Below are 16369 nucleotides of genomic sequence, written 5' to 3' on the forward strand. Positions count from 1 at the left end.
AGCGCCCCTTGCTCACTCGGCCCCGCGAGGCCGCTGCCCGAGATGCTCGTGCAGGAACTCGATGAAGCGCTGAGTCTTTGCGGGCAGCAGGCGGGTTTCAGTGAGCGCATAGACGGAAGTCGGGGTGCCGTGCCACTGCGGCAACACCGGTCGCAGGCGACCTGCCGCGACATCTTCGGAAGCGATCTCCTGCGGAAGCAGGATCACGCCCAGGTCGAGGGTCGCCAGGCGCCGGAACATGCCGACGCTGTTCACCTGAAACCGTCCTCCCACCTCGACCTCGACGACCTCTCCTTCGCGCTGCAGCGTCCACTTGTTTGCCTTGGGCAGGCCCAGGCACTCGTGTCGCGCCAGATCGCTCGGGTGCGTTGGCTCGCCGGACAGCTCGAGGTAGCGGGGCGAGGCATAAACCTGAACGGGTAGCCGCGCGAGCAACCGGGCGATCAGGTTCGAGTCCGCGAGTTCGCCCATGCGGATGGCCACGTCGAAAGGCTCGGTGACCAGGTCCACCCGCCTCGGCGTGAGATCGAACTCGAAGCTGATGCCGGGGTAGCGACGAGCGAACTCCGCGACCAGGGGTGCCATGTAGATGGTGGCGAAGTCCACCGGCAGCGACGCGCGCAGCACGCCGCTGGGCTGCGCCAGCATCTCGCCCAGTTGCTCGTGAGCGATGCGCGCTTCTTCGACGATGCGCCGGCAGCGCTCGAAGTAGAGCTGCCCCGCCTCCGTCAGCTCGACCTTGCGTGTCGTGCGATGCAAGAGCCGCAGGCCGATGGCTTTCTCCAGTCCGCTGATTCGCCTGGACAACGTCGAACTCGGCACGCCCGAGGCATCGGCCGCGCGGCGAAAGCTCCTGGCGTGGGCGACCTCCACGAACAAGGCCATGTCGTTCAGCAGTTCCATCTTGATTGCGCCATTTATGGATCAATGAAAGCCATTTTGACGTATTTATCTCTTCAGCAGATTAATCAAAGATGCGTCCATCGCACCGCACAACCCAAGGAATTCACCATGAGCCAACTGTTCACCCCCGTTCGCATCGGCCGCTACATTGCGCCGAACCGCCTCGTCATGGCCCCGATGACCCGCTCCCGCGCCGACGGCGACGGCGTCCCGAGCGACCTGACGGTCGCCTACTACGCCCAGCGCGCCAGCGCCGGCCTGATCATTTCCGAAGGCGTGTTCCCGTCCGCCATGGGCAAGGGCTACGTGCACACGCCCGGCATCGAGACCGAGGCACAGGTCGCAGCCTGGAAGAAGGTGACCGAGGCCGTGCACGCTCGCGGCGGCCGCATCTTCATGCAGCTGATGCACACCGGCCGGATCTCGCATCCCTCGCTGCTCGACGGCGCGACGCCCGTGGCGCCTTCGGCCATCAAGCCCGAGGGCCAGGCGTGGACGCCTGCCGGCCAGGTCGACTTCGTCACGCCCCGCGAGCTGAGCCTGCTCGAGATCGCCGACGTCATCGAAGACTATCGCCAGGCCACCCGCCGCGCGCTTGAGGCCGGCTTCGACGGTGTAGAGCTGCACGCAGCCTCCGGCTACCTGCCTGAGCAGTTCCTCTCCTCCGGCAGCAACCAGCGCCAGGACATCTACGGCGGTTCAGTCGAAGGCCGTGCCCGCTTTGTGCTGGACGTGCTGGATGCGATGGCCGCAGAGGCCGGCGCCGACCGCGTCGGCATCAAGATTTCGCCGGAGATGAACTACAACAGCATCACGGATGCTGCGCCTCAGGAGACCTACGCCTACCTGGTCGAACAACTGCGCGGCTGGGGTCTGGCCTATCTGCATGTCACCCTCTTCGGTGCGCAGTTCGACTACCACGCCCTCCTGCGCCCGCGCTTCGAAGGCGCATACCTGATCGGCGGCGGCCTCACCCAGGACAGCGCCGAAAGCGCACTGTACGAAGGCAAGGCCGACGCAACGGTGTTCGGCAGCGCTTTCCTTGCGAACCCCGACCTGCCGGAGCGCTTCCGCGTGGGCGCCGCGCTCAACGCAGCCGACCGCAGCACCTTCTTCGCACCGCCGACCGCCAAGGGATACATCGACTATCCGGCGCTGGCTGCGGCCGAGGCTGCCTGAAGCAGAAGCCGAACTGGAGCTACACCATGAAGATCGAACGATTCACCGCCGACAACACCGCCTTGCTGCTGATAGACCATCAGGTCGGCACGATGCAACTGATCAAGAACATCGACAGCGAACTCGCGGCCAAGCAGTCGATTGCGCTGGCCAAGATGGCAAAGATCCTCAACATCCCGACCGTGATCACGTCCAGCCAGGAAGACCACGCCCAGGGCCCGATCCTTCCGAAGATCGCCGAGATCCTGCCCGAAGCGCACGCTGCACGCATCAAGCGCCCTGGCGTGGTCAATGCCTGGGCCTATCCCGACTTCCGCAACGCAGTGCTCGCAACCGGGCGCAAGCAGCTGATCATGGCGGGCGTCACCACCGACGTTTGCCTGATCTTCCCGGCCATTGACGCCGCAGTCGAAGGCTTTGCCGTGCAGGCCGTGATGGATGCATCGGGCTCGCCCAGCGATCTGTCCGAAGAGTTTTCCCGCCAGCGCATGCACGACGCGGGCGTGGTGCTCACCGCCACCAACACGCTGATGGCGGAAATCGCGCAAGACTGGTCCACGCCCGCCGGGCAGCAGCTGATCGGCTTGTTGTTCAGTGATGTGTTTCCGGCCCTTGGTGCCGGCATCGTTTGAGCCATCAGCCGAGCCGCAGCGAAGCCTCGTCGCGCCAGTAGGCCACGGCGGCGAGCCAGCCTTCCCACACGCAGCCGTTGCAGCCGCGACCGCAGCAGGTTGTGGGCTCGGGCGGCGGTGCGCGCATCGCAAGCCCTGCGGCATCGAGCAATGCCTGCACGCGCGCGATGAGCGCTTGCGCGCCGGCGAGGTTCGTGGGTTCGGGTAGCCGGTCGATGGCGTTCATGGCGGAAAGATCTTCATGCGTCGAGGTTCAGCTCCAGGCGCATCTTCGCGCCTCCCGATTCGCTCGACCCGATCGTGAGCTGCCCGCCGTGCAGGCGCGCAACCTCGGCCACGAGATGCAGCCCGAGCCCCGCGCCGCGCCCGCGCGGCACGAGCCTGTGAAACGGCGCCACCACGCGCTCGCGGTCCGCTGCCGGAATGCCGGGCCCGGAGTCGAGCACCTCGAAGCCCGATGGCTCCCACAGCCGCACCTGGATGTCGCAGCCCTGCCCGCCGTGCTCGATAGCGTTCTGGATCAGGTTGCTCAGCGCGCGTTCGAGCGAGGGCGCATCGCCGCGCACCCACAACGGTTGCGGCGCATCGACCGACAGCGTGCAACGATTCATGATCGCCAGCGGCGCGATGTCGCCCGCCACGCGCTCGCACAGCGCCTTCAGGTCGACCTGCTGCTGGTCGTGCACCGCGACGTGGTCCAGCCGCTGGAGGTCGAGCAGTTGCTCGGCCAGCGTGGCGAGCCGTGCCGAGGCCTGCATCAGCTTGACCTTGAGCGGGCCGTCCTGCAGTCCTTCGAGATGGATCTGCAGCGTGGTGATCGGCGTGCGCAGCTCGTGTGCGGCGTCAGCGAGGAAGCGCTCCTGCCGGTCGTAGCCTTCGTTGAGCCGGTCGAATGCGCGGTTCACGGCGTTGACCAGCGGGCGGATCTCGCTGGCCACGTTGGCCAGCGGCAGGCGCGTGGTGCGCTCGTGCACGTCGATGCTCTCGGCATGCTCGGCCGTAGCCACCACGCCCTTGAGGCCGCGCTTCACCACGAAGGGCGTGGCCAGGATCACGCCGAGGCAGGTCACCAGCGCCATCGGCGCCACCAGAAAGAGAAAGGCGATGCCCGTGCCCTTGAGCGTGTTCCTCACCGTCAGCGGGCCACCGGTCTGCACCATCACGGCCACCAGGCCCGCGCGCGTCTCCGCGCGCTCGAAGCGGGCCTTGGGCCGGGTGTTGTCGTCCTCGGGGTTGAGGGCCATGCGCTCCATGTCGCCGAGCGCGTTGAAAAGCGCGGAATAGGCAGGCGGCACGTCGCCACTGCGCACTTCCGAGCCGTGGGCATCGCGCGCGATGAACCAGAACGGCGGGTCGGCCTTCTGCAGGCGCTGCACTTCTGCCGTCGGCTCGACCACCAGTTGCCCATCGGGGCCGCGCGCCAGCGCGCGCTGGATCACGGTGACGGTCTCCTGCCCGGTCTCGTCGACCACGCGGCCCAGCACCCAGGCCAGCCCGAGAAAGCCGCCCATCACCAGCGAGCCGACCACCACCTGCAGCAGGATCAGGCTCCAGATCAGCCGCCAGCGCAGCGAGAGCAGGCTCAGTGTCATGTCATGCCGCCATGCGGGCCGCGCAGATCAGGTAGCCGACACCGCGGATCGCATGGATCTCCACCTGCGCACCGGCCTTGTCGAGCTTGGAGCGCAGCCGCGACACATGCGTGTCGAGCGCGTTCGACTGGATCTCGTCCTTGTGGCCGTACACACGGTCTTGCATGGCCTCGCGAAGCACCGTGCGGCCACGGTGTTCGAGCAGTGCCTCGAGCACCAGCAGCTCGCGTCGCGGCAGCGTGAGGCACAGCTCGCCCACATGGGCCTGCCGCGTGTGATGGTCGAAGCGCAGCTGCCCGAGCGTCATGACGAGGTTCGCCCGCACTGCTGGGCGCCGCGCCAGTGCGCGCACGCGCGCCATCAGTTCGTCCATCGAGAAGGGCTTGGCGAGATAGTCGTCCGCACCGCCGTCGAGGCTCAGCACGCGCTCGGCCACGTCGGTCATGGCCGTGAGCACCAGCACCGCGGTGGCGATGTGGTTCTGCCGCAGGAAGGCCACGAGCGAGAGGCCGTCGCCATCGGGCAGGCCACGGTCGAGCACGATCACGTCGTGCTGCGCCGACAACGCTGCCTCCTCGGCCTCGCGCAGCGAACTCGCCACGTCGACCACTGCCTGGTTCTGCCGCAGCGCCGAGGCCAGGGCTTGCGCCAGGTCGACTTCGTCTTCGACGAGCAGGATTCTCATGAGGGGTGCGGCAAGGGCTGTGTGCAAAAAAGAAGCGGGCCATTCTAGGAGAGGCCTCATTGCAGCTCATTGCAGAAAGCGCAATGTTCACGCAATGCAGCTGCATAAGCTGGAGCACTGCATGACCTCCCGCCCGGCGACTTCCTCCCTCCACCCTTTCGTGCCCTGGTACGTGGCATTGGGCCAGCGGATCGCCACGCTCTGGGTGGCGAAGATGATCGGCACCACGGTCGGCATCTCGGGCTTCTTCGTCGTGTACTTCTGGGTGATGCACAACCCACCATCGGAGCCGATGGTGATGCCGCTCACGCGGCTCGACCACTGGGTGGACGTGAGCGACGACGCGATGGTGCTCTACGGCTCGCTGTGGTTCTACATCTCGCTGGCGCCGGCCTTCGCGAAGGACAAGGCAGAGCTCTGGGCCTGTGCGCGCGACGCCGCCATCATGGCCGCCGTCGGCCTCGTGGTGTTCTGGCTCTTTCCTACGACGGTGCCGGTGTTTGCGGTCGACTGGGCGCAGTACCCGGCTCTGCAGTTTCTGAAGGCCACCGACGTGGGTGGCAATGCGTTTCCATCGCTGCACGTCGCGTTCGCGGTGCTGACGGCCGTGCTGCTGGAGCGCCAGCTGCGCAGCGTGCAAGCGCCCACATGGCTGCGCGTACTGAACCTGCTGTGGGCCTTCGGCATCGTCTACTCGACGCTGGCAACGCGACAGCACGTGCTGCTCGATGTGCTCGGCGGCACGCTGCTCGCAGCCGCCGTGAGCTGGGCCGGCACCACACGCGACTGGCTGGTGTGGACCGAGGCCTGAGCCCCAGCACACCAGACAGTCAAGCAGCAGCGCTCGCGGCGACGGCCCTGAAAACCTCCAGCGCCAGATCGATCTCGCGCTCGCCCGTATGACGATGAGTGACGCAGCGCAGCTTGTGCCTGCCCCAAGTCCGGGCCAGCACGCCCAGCTTGCGCAGCGCGGCTTCCCACTGAGCCGCGTCGAGCCCGGTGGCGCTCACGTCGACCTGCACGATGTTGGTCTGCGGCTCGTTGGCGGAAAGCCCACGGAGCTGGCCGATTCCGTGAGCGAGGCGGCGCGCGACCGCATGATCGTCCGCAAGCCGGCCCACCATGGTGGTGATGGCAACCAGCCCCGCGGCCGCGGCGATCCCGACCTGGCGCTGGCTGCCCCCGAGCAGCTTTCTGTGCCACCTGGCACGCTGAATGGTGTCCGTTGGCCCGGCGAGCACAGCCCCCATGGGCGCGCTCAGGCCCTTGGACAGGCACAGCGAAACGGTATCGGCAAAGGCCGTGATCTCCGCAGCTGGCACGCCCAGTGCCACTGCCGCGTTCATCAAACGTGCGCCGTCCAGGTGGACCGCAGCGCCCGCATCCCTGGCCACTGCAAACACCGCCTGCATGTGGGTGAGCGGCAGCACCGCCCCGCCGGCGTTGTTGTGGGAAGTTTCCAGACAGACGAGCCCGGTGCGCAGCTTGTTGCGGCCCGGTCCCAAGGCCTGCGCGAGCAAGCCCAGGTCCATGGCGCCGTCGACGCCGGCAATGCCCTGATAGAACGACCCGGTCAGCGCGGCCGCGCCGCGCTCGGTCACGTAGATGTGCGATGCCGCTTCGGCAAGCACGACTTCCTGCCGCCCGGCCTGGGCGAGGATGGCAAGGAGGTTGGCCATCGTTGCGCTCGGGACATACAGCGCGGCCTCCTTGCCCAGCAGTCGGGCGGCCTCGGCCTCCAGCTCCAGCGCGGTCGGGTCGCCGTCGAGCCCGTCGTCGCCGAGAGGAGCAGAGGCGATGCGGTCATACATCTGCTCTGTGGGCAGCGTCACCGTGTCGCTGCGAAGGTCCACCGGCGGATACATGCTGTCTTGGGTCATTCGGCAGTTGCGCCGGTCGCCTTCACGACCTCCGCCCATTTTTTTCTCTCGCTGTTCAGGAATGTATTGAACGCTTCCGGCGTTCCGGTCCGCACGTAGATGCCGCGCGCGGCGAGGTTGGCCCGGACATCCGCCGAATCGAGCACCCGATTGATCTCCGTGTTCATGGTCCGGACGATGTTCTCCGGTGTCTTCGCAGGCACGACGACACCATAGAGCGTGTAGTACTCGAAGCCCTTGAAGCCGCTCTCGATGAAGGTGGGAACGTCAGGCAGCGATGGATCCCGCGCTCCCGAAGTCACGGCGAGCGCCCGCAGCTTGTGGTCCTTGATGAGCGGCAGCGCCGAAACGAGGGAGGAGATGTAGAAGTCGACCTGCCCGCCCAGCATGTCCGTCATGGCCGGGCCACCGCCCTTGTAAGGCACATGCAAAACGTTGGCTCCCGCCGTCACGCGCAGGTTCTCGGCCACCAGATGCCCGACGGTTCCGTTGCCGGACGATGCGTACGCAAGTTGCTTCTTCTTCGAGCCCGCCAGCAGCGAAGCAAGGCTGTCGTACGGACTGGAGGCATTCACCACCAGCACCGACACGCCCGTGCCGACCAGCGCAACCGGCGCGAGGTCCTTCGAGGGATCGAAGCTGAGCTTCTTGTAGAGGAACTGGTTGACCGTAAGGTTGCTGGTTTCGCCCAGCACGGCGGTGTAGCCGTCGGGCGGCGACTTCGCGCCGAACTCCAGGCCGATGTTGTTGCCGGCACCGGGCTTGGTGTCGACGACGACCTGCCACTTGGCCTGCTCGCCCAGCTTGGCCGCAAGCAGGCGGCAGACGGCATCCGTGCCCCCACCCGGGGGACTCGGCGAGACCAGGTGAATGGGACGCTCGGGCACCCACGCCGCGGCGGCCGCATGCGCTGCGGCGAGCGCGAGCCCCAAGGTGCATGCCAGGCTCCTGGCGCGCGCGAGACGATGGCGTCGGATGTCGTTCATGAGCGGGTGGTTCCGATCGGGCAGGTTGAATGAATTCAGCGAATCCTAGGCCCGCCATAAAATGAGTAAAGCGAGATATACAAATATCAACTGTGAGGATTTCTCATGAATCTCACGATGCTGGTCACCCTGCGCACCATCCTCGAACAGGGCAGCTTCACCGCCGCGGCCGGCGTCGTGGGCTGCAGCCCGAGCGCGGTGAGCCTGCAGGTCAAGCAGCTGGAGCAGTATTTCGGCAAGCCGCTGTTCGACCGCTCCACCCGCGTGGTGGCGCCAACGGCCTTTGCCCATGAGGTAGTGAGCGCGGTGGGCGACTTCTCCCACCGGCTGCAGATGCTTCGCTCCCGCCCGGTAGTGGAAGTGGCGGGCCGCATCAGGGTCGGCGTGATCACCAGCATGCAGAGCGACGTGCTGCCGCAGGCGCTGCATGAGCTTCGCCGGAAGCATCCGTCGCTGGATGTGGTGGTTCCCCCGCTGAACGACAGCGACGAAATGATCTCGGAGCTCAAGGCGGCGCGGCTCGACGTCGCGTTGCTCGTCAGGCCGGAAGCCGGCGGCTCGCGCCGGCTGGTCTGGCGGGAGCTGCACCGCCAGCCCTACGTGTTGCTGGCGCCGCCGAATGCCTCCGGTAAAACCGTCAGGCAACTGCTGGAAGCCTACGACTGGATCGGCTACGACCTGTCTCTTTCGGGAGGACGCGTCGCCGCGCGATACGTGCGCAGCCTGAAACCCGATGCGCGCTGCGTGATGGAGCTGCGCTCGATGGACGCCATCGTTGCAATGGTCGCCCAGGGCCTGGGAGTTTCCGTCGTCCCGCAGCCCAGGCGTCCGCTGGTCGATGCCTATGCGGTGCGCGAAGTGGACCTGGGAAGTCGTGCTCCGTTTCGCAAGCTCTCGCTGGTCTGGCGAAACTCGGACGAAGGCAGCCGCAATGTCGAGGCGGTTGCAGAGGCCTTCGCAACCGCCTTCGGCCTTCAGCGAAAGCCGTGAAAAGCCGGCATTACCAGAAGATCCAGAGGGCCAGGCCACCGAAGATGGCCCACTTCACGAGGTAGTACACGCGCTTGTCCCAAGCCTTCAGGCGCTTGCCGATCACGCGGATCTGGTAGATGTACTTGAAGGCGCGGTTGATACCGCCCGTCTTGTCGCCCGCGTCGTTGGGCGAGCTGGCGGCGGCCAGCAGGTTCTTCGCGAACCAGCGGTTCACGGCGCTGGCCCAGCGGTACTTCAGCGGGCGCTCGATGTCGCAGAACAGGATCACGCGGTCGTGGTCGGTCGTGTTCTCGGCGTAGTGGATGAAGGTTTCGTCGAACACCACGGCTTCACCGTCGCGCCAGTGATAGCGCTGGCCGTCCACGTCGATGTAGCAGCCTTCGACACCCGGCGTCCACAGGCCCAGGTGGTAGCGCAACGAACCGGCGAAGGGGTCGCGGTGGCGCACGAGGCGGCTGCCCGGCGGCAGCTCGGCGAACATCGCGGCCTTGATGGTGCCGATGCCCTTGAGCAGCTCTGTGGTGCGCGGGCACAGCACCGCGGCCGAGGGATGCGCCTCGTCGTACCACTTCAGATAGAAGCGCTTCCAGCCGCTCTTGAAGAAGGAGTTGAAGCCCACGTCGTTGAACTGGCTCGACGCCTTGATGCTGCCGCCATTGCGCATGGCCAGCGCTTCTTCGCGGATGACTTCCCAGTTTTCTTCGAGCACGCGCATCTCGGGGAACTGCGCGGGCGACAGGTACGGCGTACCCGGCACCTTCGAGAAAAGGTACATGAAGACGTTCAACGGGGCCAGGAAGGTCGAGTGATCAGAGAGCTGTCTGAAGAAGCGATGCCGCACCTGGCCGCGGAAATGAACGTAGAGCGCACTGAGCGCGAAGATGGCAAGAATGACCCACTTCATTTGGAAAGTGTCCTGTAAACAGCACCGGGTAGTGTAATTCTTTGCACCAAATTGGCCCTGCCCTGGTCCTTTGGCCGTGCGCCAGGCGAGGTTTCAGCTGCAGAGCATTGGCTGCGGCGTATCGGCCATGGCCAGCGGCAGCCGCACGGTGGCCAGCAGGCCGCCGTTCGCGGTTTCACCGAGCGCGACTTCGCCGCCGTGCCGGTCGACCACCGATTTGACGATGGCCAGCCCCAGCCCGCTGCCGCTCTGGTTCTGGTCGGGGTTGCGGAAGAAGCGGTCGAACACCCGCTCGCGCAACGCGGGCGGAATGCCGGGCCCCTCGTCTGCCACCGTCAGAAGTGCTTGGGTGCCCTCGCGCGCCACATGCACGACCACCGTGCTCCCCGGCGGGCTGTACTTGATGGCGTTGTTGATGAGGTTGTCGATCATCGAGACCAGGCTTTCGCGCTCGCCGAGCACCGGCACGCGGTCTTCGCTCACCAGTTCCAGCTCGACGTTGCGGGCGCTGGCCAGCCCTTCGATCATGGCCAGCCGGTCTTGCACCAGCGCGTCGAGCGACAGCATCACGGGTAGCGCGTTGTCCGAAACCGCGTCGCTGCGCATGAGCTGCAGCAGCTGCCCCACCAGCCGCGCCGCGCGGTCGTTGCTGCGCAGCAGGTTGCCCATGAGTTCGCGCTGCTGTTCGTCGGTGCTCTGCTCTTTCAGCGCCTCCACATTCACTCGCATGGCCGCCAGCGGGGTGCGCAGCTCGTGCGCGGCGTCGGCGATCAGGCTGCGCTCGCGCGAAGTGCTGTCGCGCACCCGCTGCAGCAGGCTGTTGATGCTCTGCACCAGCGGCTGCAGTTCCTTGTGCGGCGGCGCGTACGACAGCGGCGTGAGGTCGGCCGGCCCGCGCTCAGCGGTTTCCTGGCTCACCCGGCGCCACGGCCGCAGCGCAAGGCGCACCGACAGCCACGCGGGAAACACCAGAAAAGGCAAGCTGATGACCAGCGGCAGCAGGTAGTAGCCGCGGTACATCACGGTGACCGTCAACCGCCAGACGCTGGGCTCGGCCAGCATCACGCGAACGTCCGAGGTGGGCGAGGCCAGCGTGCGCGCGCGCCACTCGCGGTTGCCCGCCTTCACGGTCTCGACGCGGTTCGGCACGGTATTCAGAATGACAGGCACGGCCGCCGTCGAGCGATAGATCAATTTGTCGCCCTGCCAGACCTGCAGCACCGGCGAGGTGTCCGAAGCGGCGTCGCCGTCGCCCATGGTTTCGAGCAGCGCAGCCTCGAAGGCGGCCAGGGTTTCCTGTTGCTTGTCGGGCTGGTCGGCCGTGTTCTTCGCAATTGCAATCACCGACTGGAAGATCTTGTCGAACTTCAGCAGCTCGGGGTCGTCGTAGGAGTCGTACAGCAGCAGCGCGATGGCCATGGTCCACAGCAAGGCGACCACGCCCATCTGCGCCAGCAGCAGGCGCCGCATCAGGGAAGGTTGTTTCCAGTTCTTCCAGCGCTGCGCCAGCGCCTGCCTCATTTCTGCGTGCTCCGCACGAGCGACTGCACGTCAATCACGTAGCCGATGCCGCGCACCGTGCGGATGTAGCCCTGGCCGATCTTCTTGCGCAGGTTGGAGATGTGCACTTCGAGCGAATTGCTGCCGTTGGCCTGGCCGCCGGGCAGCACCTGCTCTTCCATCACGCGGCGCGTGACCACGCGGCCGGTGCGCTTGAGCAGCAAGGCCAGCAGGTCGAACTCGCAGCGCGAAAGCTCCACCGGCTCGCCATCGACGATCACGCCGCGCGTGGGCTCGTGCAGCGCCAGGCCGCGCATGCGGATGGTCTCGTCGTTGAAGCCGTAGCTGCGCCGCGCGAGCGCCCGCACGCGCGACAGCAGCTCGGCCAGCGCAAAGGGCTTGACGAGATAGTCGTCCGCGCCGTCGTCCAGGCTGCGCAGCCGGTCGGTCAGCGCGTCGCGAGCGCTCAGCACCAGCACCGGCAATATCTGCCGGTCGCGGCGCAGGCGGAACAGCAGGTCGAGCCCGTCGCCGTCGGGCAGGCCGAGGTCGAGCAGCACCATGTCGAAGGTGCCGCCGTCGAGGGTGCGCAAGGCGTCGTCGAGTCTGCGGACCCACACCACATCCATGCCTTGATTGGCCAGCGCGATGCGCACGCCGTTGCCCAGGTCAAGGTCGTCCTCAACAAGCAAGAGATTCATGAGCCTCCACGTGAACGAACCACTCCGTTTCCGGAATGTGGCCGGAGTATCAGCGACACGCCGGTGAAGCACTTCAGGAAATCTTCATGAATGCCGAAGCAGCCCTTCAGGTGGGGCCCGGACACTGGAGCGACTCCTCACCACACGGAAACGGAACACCGACGTGAATCGATCGCCCACCCTCCTGGCCCCTCGCGACCAGCCGGATCGCAACCGCCTCCGGCGGCGGGACATCCTCCATGCCATGGCACTGACCAGTGCTGCAGGGCTCGCCGCCTGCGGTGGTGGCGGCGGCCGCGGCGGCGTTGGCATCGGGCCCGGCATTGGCACGGATGCCAGTCCTGCTGCTCCCGCCGCTGCCGGCCCAGGTGCCAACCCGGATGCCCCCCCGAACACCAACCCGGGTGTTGACGATGGAAGCCCAAGGAACGACAGTGGCGAAGGCAAAGTCTCCGTCATCGACCGCCGTATCAAGGTCTCGAGCTCGCCCGAAGTCTCGCTGCAGGTGCGCGACTGGCAGCCGCCCCGCAGCACCGGCCCGGTCTTTGTATTTCTGCCCGGGCTTGGCGCCAACGCGCGCAGCTTCGACGGCCTCGCACCCGCACTGGCCGCCAAGTCGCGCGTGATCGCGATCAGCCGCCGCGGCTACGGCCTCTCGGACAAGCCGCTGCCCGTGAAGACCGCCACGCAGTACTACGAGGTGGACACGCTCGTGGCCGACCTGAAGGCCGTGCTTGACGCCCTCGGCGTACGGCGCGCGGTGCTGGGCGGCCATTCGATCGCAGGCAACGAGCTCACGCACTTCGCGGGCCTGTATCCCGAACGGACGCAGGGCCTGATCTATCTCGACACGACCTTCGATTACACGGTGGGCGCAGACAGTGGCGGCGAGGACGTACCGGCGAACTCACTGCTCGAAGAACCCAAACCGAAGCCGGAGAACGGCCGCTCGCTGCAGGCTGCCATCGCCTTCTCCCGCCGCAATTCGAAGAACTGGTGGCCTGTGCTGGAAGCGAACCTGCGCGACAGCCTCGACATCCATGCCGACGGAAGCGTGAGTCTCAACACACCCAGCGAAGTGAATGACGCCATGGAAACAGCCGCCCACTCGTTCTCGCCCGACTACAAGGCCGTGCGCGCACCTTCGCTGGTCGTGACCGCCCTGCCTGCGGACACCCGCGACATGTTCCCGTGGCTGGAACTGCCGCTCGATGCCAAGACGCAGAAAGATGCCTCGGACTACGTGCGCATGATCCGTAGCGCGGCCATCACGAATTCGAACCAGCTCGTGGCGGCGCTCAACACCCCGAACCGGCTGACCCTCGACAACAGCAACCACACCGACTTCTTCATGGAGCGCGAGGCCGATGTGCTGCGTGCCATCCAGTTCATGACATGGGCTTGAGCCATGCCGATGCCTTTCAAGCGCGCAGCAGCTTGATCAACGCAGCGAGCTCCTCGCCGCCGAGCCCTGCCGCATCGGCCCGCTGGAAGAGTCCCGCGGCGAAGGCCGGAAACTCGGTGTTGATGCCCGACGCCTGCGCCGCCTGCAGGATGCGCTGCGTTGCCTCGACCGAGATGCGCATCGGGCTCTGCGAGATGCTGAAATCGCCCGACTGGATGACGGAGCCCTCGTGCTGAAGAAAACCCGCGAAGGTCGGCATGATGCCCGCAACGATGCGACCGTACTCGGCCACGTCGAAGCCTTCGTGCTCGGCAATGCGCGCGCCGTGGATGAAACCCAGCATCGTGCCGTAGATGGTGGAGAGCGTAGCGAGGTCCATGGCCGCCGCTGCGCTCGCCTTCTCGCCCAGATAGACGATGCCGCCGGCCAGCAAATTCAGCCACGGCTCGGCCTCGTCGAACACGTGCTTTGCGCCGGACACCAGCAGCGGCGTATCGGGCCGGCCCATCTGATCCGGCGCGGCCTGGATCGCGCCTTCGAGATACGCAGCGCCGTGGCGGTGAGCCCAGACCTCTGCATCGCTCGCGTCCTGCGGGCTGCCGGTGGTCAGCTGTATCAGCAGGCGGCCGTCCATGGCGGCCGCGACTCCGTCGAGCGCGAGGATCGCATCGGCGCCCCGGTAGTCGTAGACGCACATCACCGCGACGCGGCTCGCACGCAACGCCTCGCCCGCGTCGCGCGCCAGCACGGCGCCCTTCGCGACCAGCGCATCGGCCTTGCCGGGCGTGCGGCTCCACACCGTGACTTCGTAGCCCTGATCGAGATAGAGCTGAGCAATGGTGAAACCCATCGAGCCCAGGCCCAGAACGGAAACTCGCTTGTTGTTCATGACGATTCGATTGCTGTTTGTGAAGATGGTCGAATCGTAGAAATTTCGCTTCCATATGGTCAAGTACCTACAATAAAGTCAGGTACTTACCAAAACGTATGTATTGGGTATTTATGGGGCATTCCACGGATAAGAAATGAAATCGAAGAAACCCTACAACTGCGGCATCGGGCCTGCGTTCGACGTCATCGGCGGCAAATGGAAGGCCGTCATCCTCTGGGAGCTGAACGCGCAGGCCTATCGCTTCGGCGAGCTCAAGCGGCTGCTGCCCGACATCAGCGAGAAGATGCTCATCCAGCAGCTGCGCGAACTCGAAACCGACGGCATCGTCCATCGGGAGGTATTCCACGAAGTGCCGCCGCGCGTGGAGTACTCGGCAACCAAGCTGGGCGCCACGCTCAATGCGGCGCTCGGGCCGCTGGCCGATTGGGGCGACCGCAATGCCAAGCGCATTGAAACCGCACGCGCGAAAGCCGAGGCGGCCAAGTAGGCCGGCACACCGGGAGCACCGAATGTCGTTGCGGAAGATTTCATCGGCCGTTCTGCTGGCCACGTCGGTGGCGTGGGGCCTCGCGCAGGCGCAGTGCGCGCCCTCGCCCATCTACGCCGGCCCGCCGATGCGCTCGGCGCCCGAAGCTGTATGGCAGAAGGACTTCAAGCGCTCCATCGACGGCGAGTTGCCTGTCGAGCTGCAGAAGGCACTCGGCGACGCGCTCGACAAGATGCTCGCGCACGTTCCCGCTGCCAGCGTGGCGGTCGCGATTCCCGGCGAAGGCATCTGGTCCGCCACGCGCGGCCTGGCTCGCAAGGAGCCGCCGCAACCCGTCGTGCCCGACCAGCCCTTTCAGGTCGCGAGCACCGCCAAGACCTTCACGGCCGCCGTCGTGCTGCAGCTCGTCGAGGAAGGCAAGCTCAGGCTCGACGACACCATAGACAAGTGGTTTCCCGACGCGCCGAATGCGAAGCTCACAACCATCGAGCAACTGCTGCGCCACACCAGCGGCCTCGTGAGCTTCAACGCGCTACCGTCGCTGGGAGCGGCCTACCGCACGCCCGCCGACGTCATCGCACTCGGCATGTCGCAAAAGCCGCAGTTCTGCCCCGGCACGAATTGGAGCTACACCAACACCGGCTACGCAATGCTCGGAGTGATCGTCGAGAAGGTGGACGGCGCGCCGTTCGCAGACGTGCTCACGAAGCGGCTCATCAAGCCCCTAGCGCTGAAGCACACGGCCATGCGCAAGCCGGGCGTCGAACTGCCCGTCGCCACGGGCCATGCAGCCGGCCGACCAGTTGACGCACCGGACCAGTACGCCACGCCCTACGCCGCGGGCGCGCTGGCATCGACCGCAGGCGATCTCGCGGTGTTCTGGCACGCATTGCTCGCGGGCAAGGTGCTGCCCGGCGAAGCGGTACACCGCATGTTCACCGGCATGCCCGCCATGCTCGGCCCCTATGTCGGGAGCAACGCGTTCTATGGCATGGGCGTGCAGCTCTACGACGTGCCCGACGGTCCCGGGTTGATGCTCGGGCACAGCGGCGGCATCGAGGGCTTCACGAGCATCGTGGCCTACGTGCCGGCCGACGATGTGTACATCGCCGTGTCGTTCAACGAGAAGAAGGTGCCGGCCGAAGCCGGCCTGTGGGCGCTGCTGCGCGCGGTACGCACCTACCGCGTGCTGCATTGACGATGCGGCGGTAGCTCAGTCCGCCCAGCCGGTCTCGATCTCGGTCTTCACCTCGGTCATGAGCTTGTGCACAGGGCACTTGCCGGCCACGCGCAACAGTTCGTCGCGCTGCGCTTCCGTCAGGTCACCGCTCAGCCGCAGGCCCGACTTGAGGCGGTAGACGCCCTTGCGCTCCTCGCTGTCGTCGCGGTCGACCACGACCTCGATGTCTTCCACCGGAATGCCCTTGCGCCGCGCATAGATCAGCACCGTGAGCGCCTTGCAGGCCGCGAGCGATGCGTCGTACAGGTCATGCGGCTCGGGGCCGGCGTCGCTGCCGCCGCCAGCGGGCGATGCATCGACCGGAATCTCGTGGTTGCGGATCTTCAGGATGTGGCGCGTGCCGGTGGTGCCGTCGCGGCGGATCGAGATCGTCATGCAGATGTCCTTGGT

Annotated in this window: 18 protein-coding genes; 7 read left to right on the plus strand and 11 right to left on the minus strand. The window is 66.3% G+C overall.

Going from position 1 to position 16369, the window contains the following annotated elements; genetic code table 11:
* Nucleotides 1-12: 12 nt before the first annotated feature.
* Nucleotides 13-903 (minus strand): LysR family transcriptional regulator, encoded by an 891-nt coding sequence (locus ACN9MV_RS24065; RefSeq protein WP_426389829.1) that lies wholly within the window; start codon nucleotides 901-903, stop codon nucleotides 13-15.
* Between the two features lie 108 nt (nucleotides 904-1011).
* Here ACN9MV_RS24065 and ACN9MV_RS24070 point away from each other — a divergent pair, with 108 nt between their 5' ends.
* Together ACN9MV_RS24070 and ACN9MV_RS24075 are read left to right on the plus strand one after the other, a co-directional pair.
* On the plus strand, nucleotides 1012-2082 hold the full coding sequence (locus ACN9MV_RS24070) for an alkene reductase (protein ID WP_426389830.1): 1071 nt from the start codon (nucleotides 1012-1014) through the stop codon (nucleotides 2080-2082).
* 26 nt (nucleotides 2083-2108) lie between these two features.
* On the plus strand, nucleotides 2109-2714 hold the full coding sequence (locus ACN9MV_RS24075) for an isochorismatase family protein (protein ID WP_093058119.1): 606 nt from the start codon (nucleotides 2109-2111) through the stop codon (nucleotides 2712-2714).
* A 4-nt stretch (nucleotides 2715-2718) separates the two neighbouring features.
* Here the strand turns inward: ACN9MV_RS24075 and ACN9MV_RS24080 are convergent, their stop codons facing one another.
* The 3 genes from ACN9MV_RS24080 to ACN9MV_RS24090 are packed head-to-tail and all read right to left on the minus strand — an operon-like array spanning nucleotide 2719 to nucleotide 4991.
* Complete coding sequence (locus ACN9MV_RS24080) at nucleotides 2719-2940, minus strand: oxidoreductase-like domain-containing protein (RefSeq protein WP_093080586.1); 222 nt, start codon at nucleotides 2938-2940, stop codon at nucleotides 2719-2721.
* A 13-nt stretch (nucleotides 2941-2953) separates the two neighbouring features.
* On the minus strand, nucleotides 2954-4306 hold the full coding sequence (locus tag ACN9MV_RS24085; RefSeq protein WP_097198438.1) for a sensor histidine kinase: 1353 nt from the start codon (nucleotides 4304-4306) through the stop codon (nucleotides 2954-2956).
* 1 nt (nucleotide 4307) lies between these two features.
* On the minus strand, nucleotides 4308-4991 hold the full coding sequence (locus tag ACN9MV_RS24090; protein ID WP_426389832.1) for a response regulator: 684 nt from the start codon (nucleotides 4989-4991) through the stop codon (nucleotides 4308-4310).
* Between the two features lie 121 nt (nucleotides 4992-5112).
* On the opposite strand from ACN9MV_RS24090, the gene ACN9MV_RS24095 reads away from it, so the two are divergent.
* Nucleotides 5113-5802: a phosphatase PAP2 family protein gene (locus ACN9MV_RS24095; RefSeq protein ID WP_426389833.1), complete on the plus strand. Its 690-nt coding sequence runs from the start codon at nucleotides 5113-5115 to the stop codon at nucleotides 5800-5802.
* 19 nt (nucleotides 5803-5821) lie between these two features.
* On the opposite strand, the gene ACN9MV_RS24100 is transcribed toward ACN9MV_RS24095, so the two are convergent.
* Entirely contained in the window at nucleotides 5822-6871 is a 1050-nt protein-coding gene (locus ACN9MV_RS24100; protein WP_426389835.1) for a threonine aldolase family protein, read from the minus strand.
* On the minus strand, nucleotides 6868-7857 hold the full coding sequence (locus ACN9MV_RS24105; RefSeq protein ID WP_093058114.1) for a Bug family tripartite tricarboxylate transporter substrate binding protein: 990 nt from the start codon (nucleotides 7855-7857) through the stop codon (nucleotides 6868-6870). The genes ACN9MV_RS24100 and ACN9MV_RS24105 overlap by 4 nt, the downstream gene beginning before the upstream one ends.
* A 105-nt stretch (nucleotides 7858-7962) precedes the next feature.
* On the opposite strand from ACN9MV_RS24105, the gene ACN9MV_RS24110 reads away from it, so the two are divergent.
* Nucleotides 7963-8847, plus strand: a complete 885-nt coding sequence (locus ACN9MV_RS24110) for a LysR family transcriptional regulator (protein ID WP_426389837.1) — start codon at nucleotides 7963-7965, stop codon at nucleotides 8845-8847.
* Between the two features lie 10 nt (nucleotides 8848-8857).
* On the opposite strand, the gene lpxO is transcribed toward ACN9MV_RS24110, so the two are convergent.
* The 3 genes from lpxO to ACN9MV_RS24125 form a co-directional block, all read right to left on the minus strand.
* Nucleotides 8858-9754 carry a lipid A hydroxylase LpxO gene (lpxO, locus tag ACN9MV_RS24115; RefSeq protein WP_093058112.1) on the minus strand — a complete coding sequence of 299 codons (897 nt, stop codon included), beginning with the start codon at nucleotides 9752-9754 and terminating at the stop codon, nucleotides 8858-8860.
* Between the two features lie 93 nt (nucleotides 9755-9847).
* A complete protein-coding gene (locus ACN9MV_RS24120; protein ID WP_093080599.1) occupies nucleotides 9848-11275 on the minus strand; it encodes a sensor histidine kinase in 1428 nt (475 codons plus the stop codon).
* Nucleotides 11272-11955 (minus strand): response regulator, encoded by a 684-nt coding sequence (locus ACN9MV_RS24125; RefSeq protein WP_093058110.1) that lies wholly within the window; start codon nucleotides 11953-11955, stop codon nucleotides 11272-11274. Before ACN9MV_RS24125 ends, ACN9MV_RS24120 begins: the two co-directional genes overlap by 4 nt.
* A gap of 244 nt (nucleotides 11956-12199) precedes the next feature.
* Here ACN9MV_RS24125 and ACN9MV_RS24130 point away from each other — a divergent pair, with 244 nt between their 5' ends.
* On the plus strand, nucleotides 12200-13360 hold the full coding sequence (locus ACN9MV_RS24130) for an alpha/beta fold hydrolase (RefSeq protein ID WP_426389839.1): 1161 nt from the start codon (nucleotides 12200-12202) through the stop codon (nucleotides 13358-13360).
* Between the two features lie 16 nt (nucleotides 13361-13376).
* Here ACN9MV_RS24130 and ACN9MV_RS24135 read toward each other — a convergent pair whose 3' ends face one another.
* The gene (locus ACN9MV_RS24135; RefSeq protein ID WP_426389840.1) at nucleotides 13377-14249 is read right to left on the minus strand and encodes an NAD(P)-dependent oxidoreductase; all 873 of its coding nucleotides are present in this window, start codon (nucleotides 14247-14249) and stop codon (nucleotides 13377-13379) included.
* A 136-nt stretch (nucleotides 14250-14385) separates the two neighbouring features.
* Here ACN9MV_RS24135 and ACN9MV_RS24140 point away from each other — a divergent pair, with 136 nt between their 5' ends.
* Together ACN9MV_RS24140 and ACN9MV_RS24145 are read left to right on the plus strand one after the other, a co-directional pair.
* Nucleotides 14386-14739 carry a winged helix-turn-helix transcriptional regulator gene (locus tag ACN9MV_RS24140; RefSeq protein ID WP_093058107.1) on the plus strand — a complete coding sequence of 118 codons (354 nt, stop codon included), beginning with the start codon at nucleotides 14386-14388 and terminating at the stop codon, nucleotides 14737-14739.
* Between the two features lie 22 nt (nucleotides 14740-14761).
* A complete protein-coding gene (locus ACN9MV_RS24145) occupies nucleotides 14762-15937 on the plus strand; it encodes a serine hydrolase domain-containing protein (protein WP_426389841.1) in 1176 nt (391 codons plus the stop codon).
* Nucleotides 15938-15952: 15 nt separating this feature from the next.
* On the opposite strand, the gene ACN9MV_RS24150 is transcribed toward ACN9MV_RS24145, so the two are convergent.
* Nucleotides 15953-16354, minus strand: a complete 402-nt coding sequence (locus ACN9MV_RS24150; RefSeq protein ID WP_093058105.1) for an OsmC family protein — start codon at nucleotides 16352-16354, stop codon at nucleotides 15953-15955.
* Between the last annotated feature and the right edge of the window lie 15 nt (nucleotides 16355-16369).

This window comes from Variovorax sp. R-27 (assembly GCF_049913215.1).
Lineage (GTDB): Bacteria > Pseudomonadota > Gammaproteobacteria > Burkholderiales > Burkholderiaceae_C > Variovorax.

Excerpts from the sequence above, each read along its gene's own strand:
- ACN9MV_RS24065 (WP_426389829.1), bottom strand. The coding sequence starts at position 903 with ATGGAACTGCTGAACGACATGGCCTTGTTCGTGGAGGTCGCCCACGCC.
- ACN9MV_RS24070 (WP_426389830.1), top strand. The coding sequence starts at position 1,012 with ATGAGCCAACTGTTCACCCCCGTTCGCATCGGCCGCTACATTGCGCCG.
- ACN9MV_RS24075 (WP_093058119.1), top strand. The coding sequence starts at position 2,109 with ATGAAGATCGAACGATTCACCGCCGACAACACCGCCTTGCTGCTGATA.
- ACN9MV_RS24080 (WP_093080586.1), bottom strand. The coding sequence starts at position 2,940 with ATGAACGCCATCGACCGGCTACCCGAACCCACGAACCTCGCCGGCGCG.
- ACN9MV_RS24085 (WP_097198438.1), bottom strand. The coding sequence starts at position 4,306 with ATGACACTGAGCCTGCTCTCGCTGCGCTGGCGGCTGATCTGGAGCCTG.
- ACN9MV_RS24090 (WP_426389832.1), bottom strand. The coding sequence starts at position 4,991 with ATGAGAATCCTGCTCGTCGAAGACGAAGTCGACCTGGCGCAAGCCCTG.
- ACN9MV_RS24095 (WP_426389833.1), top strand. The coding sequence starts at position 5,113 with ATGACCTCCCGCCCGGCGACTTCCTCCCTCCACCCTTTCGTGCCCTGG.
- ACN9MV_RS24100 (WP_426389835.1), bottom strand. The coding sequence starts at position 6,871 with ATGACCCAAGACAGCATGTATCCGCCGGTGGACCTTCGCAGCGACACG.
- ACN9MV_RS24105 (WP_093058114.1), bottom strand. The coding sequence starts at position 7,857 with ATGAACGACATCCGACGCCATCGTCTCGCGCGCGCCAGGAGCCTGGCA.
- ACN9MV_RS24110 (WP_426389837.1), top strand. The coding sequence starts at position 7,963 with ATGAATCTCACGATGCTGGTCACCCTGCGCACCATCCTCGAACAGGGC.
- lpxO (WP_093058112.1), bottom strand. The coding sequence starts at position 9,754 with ATGAAGTGGGTCATTCTTGCCATCTTCGCGCTCAGTGCGCTCTACGTT.
- ACN9MV_RS24120 (WP_093080599.1), bottom strand. The coding sequence starts at position 11,275 with ATGAGGCAGGCGCTGGCGCAGCGCTGGAAGAACTGGAAACAACCTTCC.
- ACN9MV_RS24125 (WP_093058110.1), bottom strand. The coding sequence starts at position 11,955 with ATGAATCTCTTGCTTGTTGAGGACGACCTTGACCTGGGCAACGGCGTG.
- ACN9MV_RS24130 (WP_426389839.1), top strand. The coding sequence starts at position 12,200 with ATGGCACTGACCAGTGCTGCAGGGCTCGCCGCCTGCGGTGGTGGCGGC.
- ACN9MV_RS24135 (WP_426389840.1), bottom strand. The coding sequence starts at position 14,249 with ATGAACAACAAGCGAGTTTCCGTTCTGGGCCTGGGCTCGATGGGTTTC.
- ACN9MV_RS24140 (WP_093058107.1), top strand. The coding sequence starts at position 14,386 with ATGAAATCGAAGAAACCCTACAACTGCGGCATCGGGCCTGCGTTCGAC.
- ACN9MV_RS24145 (WP_426389841.1), top strand. The coding sequence starts at position 14,762 with ATGTCGTTGCGGAAGATTTCATCGGCCGTTCTGCTGGCCACGTCGGTG.
- ACN9MV_RS24150 (WP_093058105.1), bottom strand. The coding sequence starts at position 16,354 with ATGACGATCTCGATCCGCCGCGACGGCACCACCGGCACGCGCCACATC.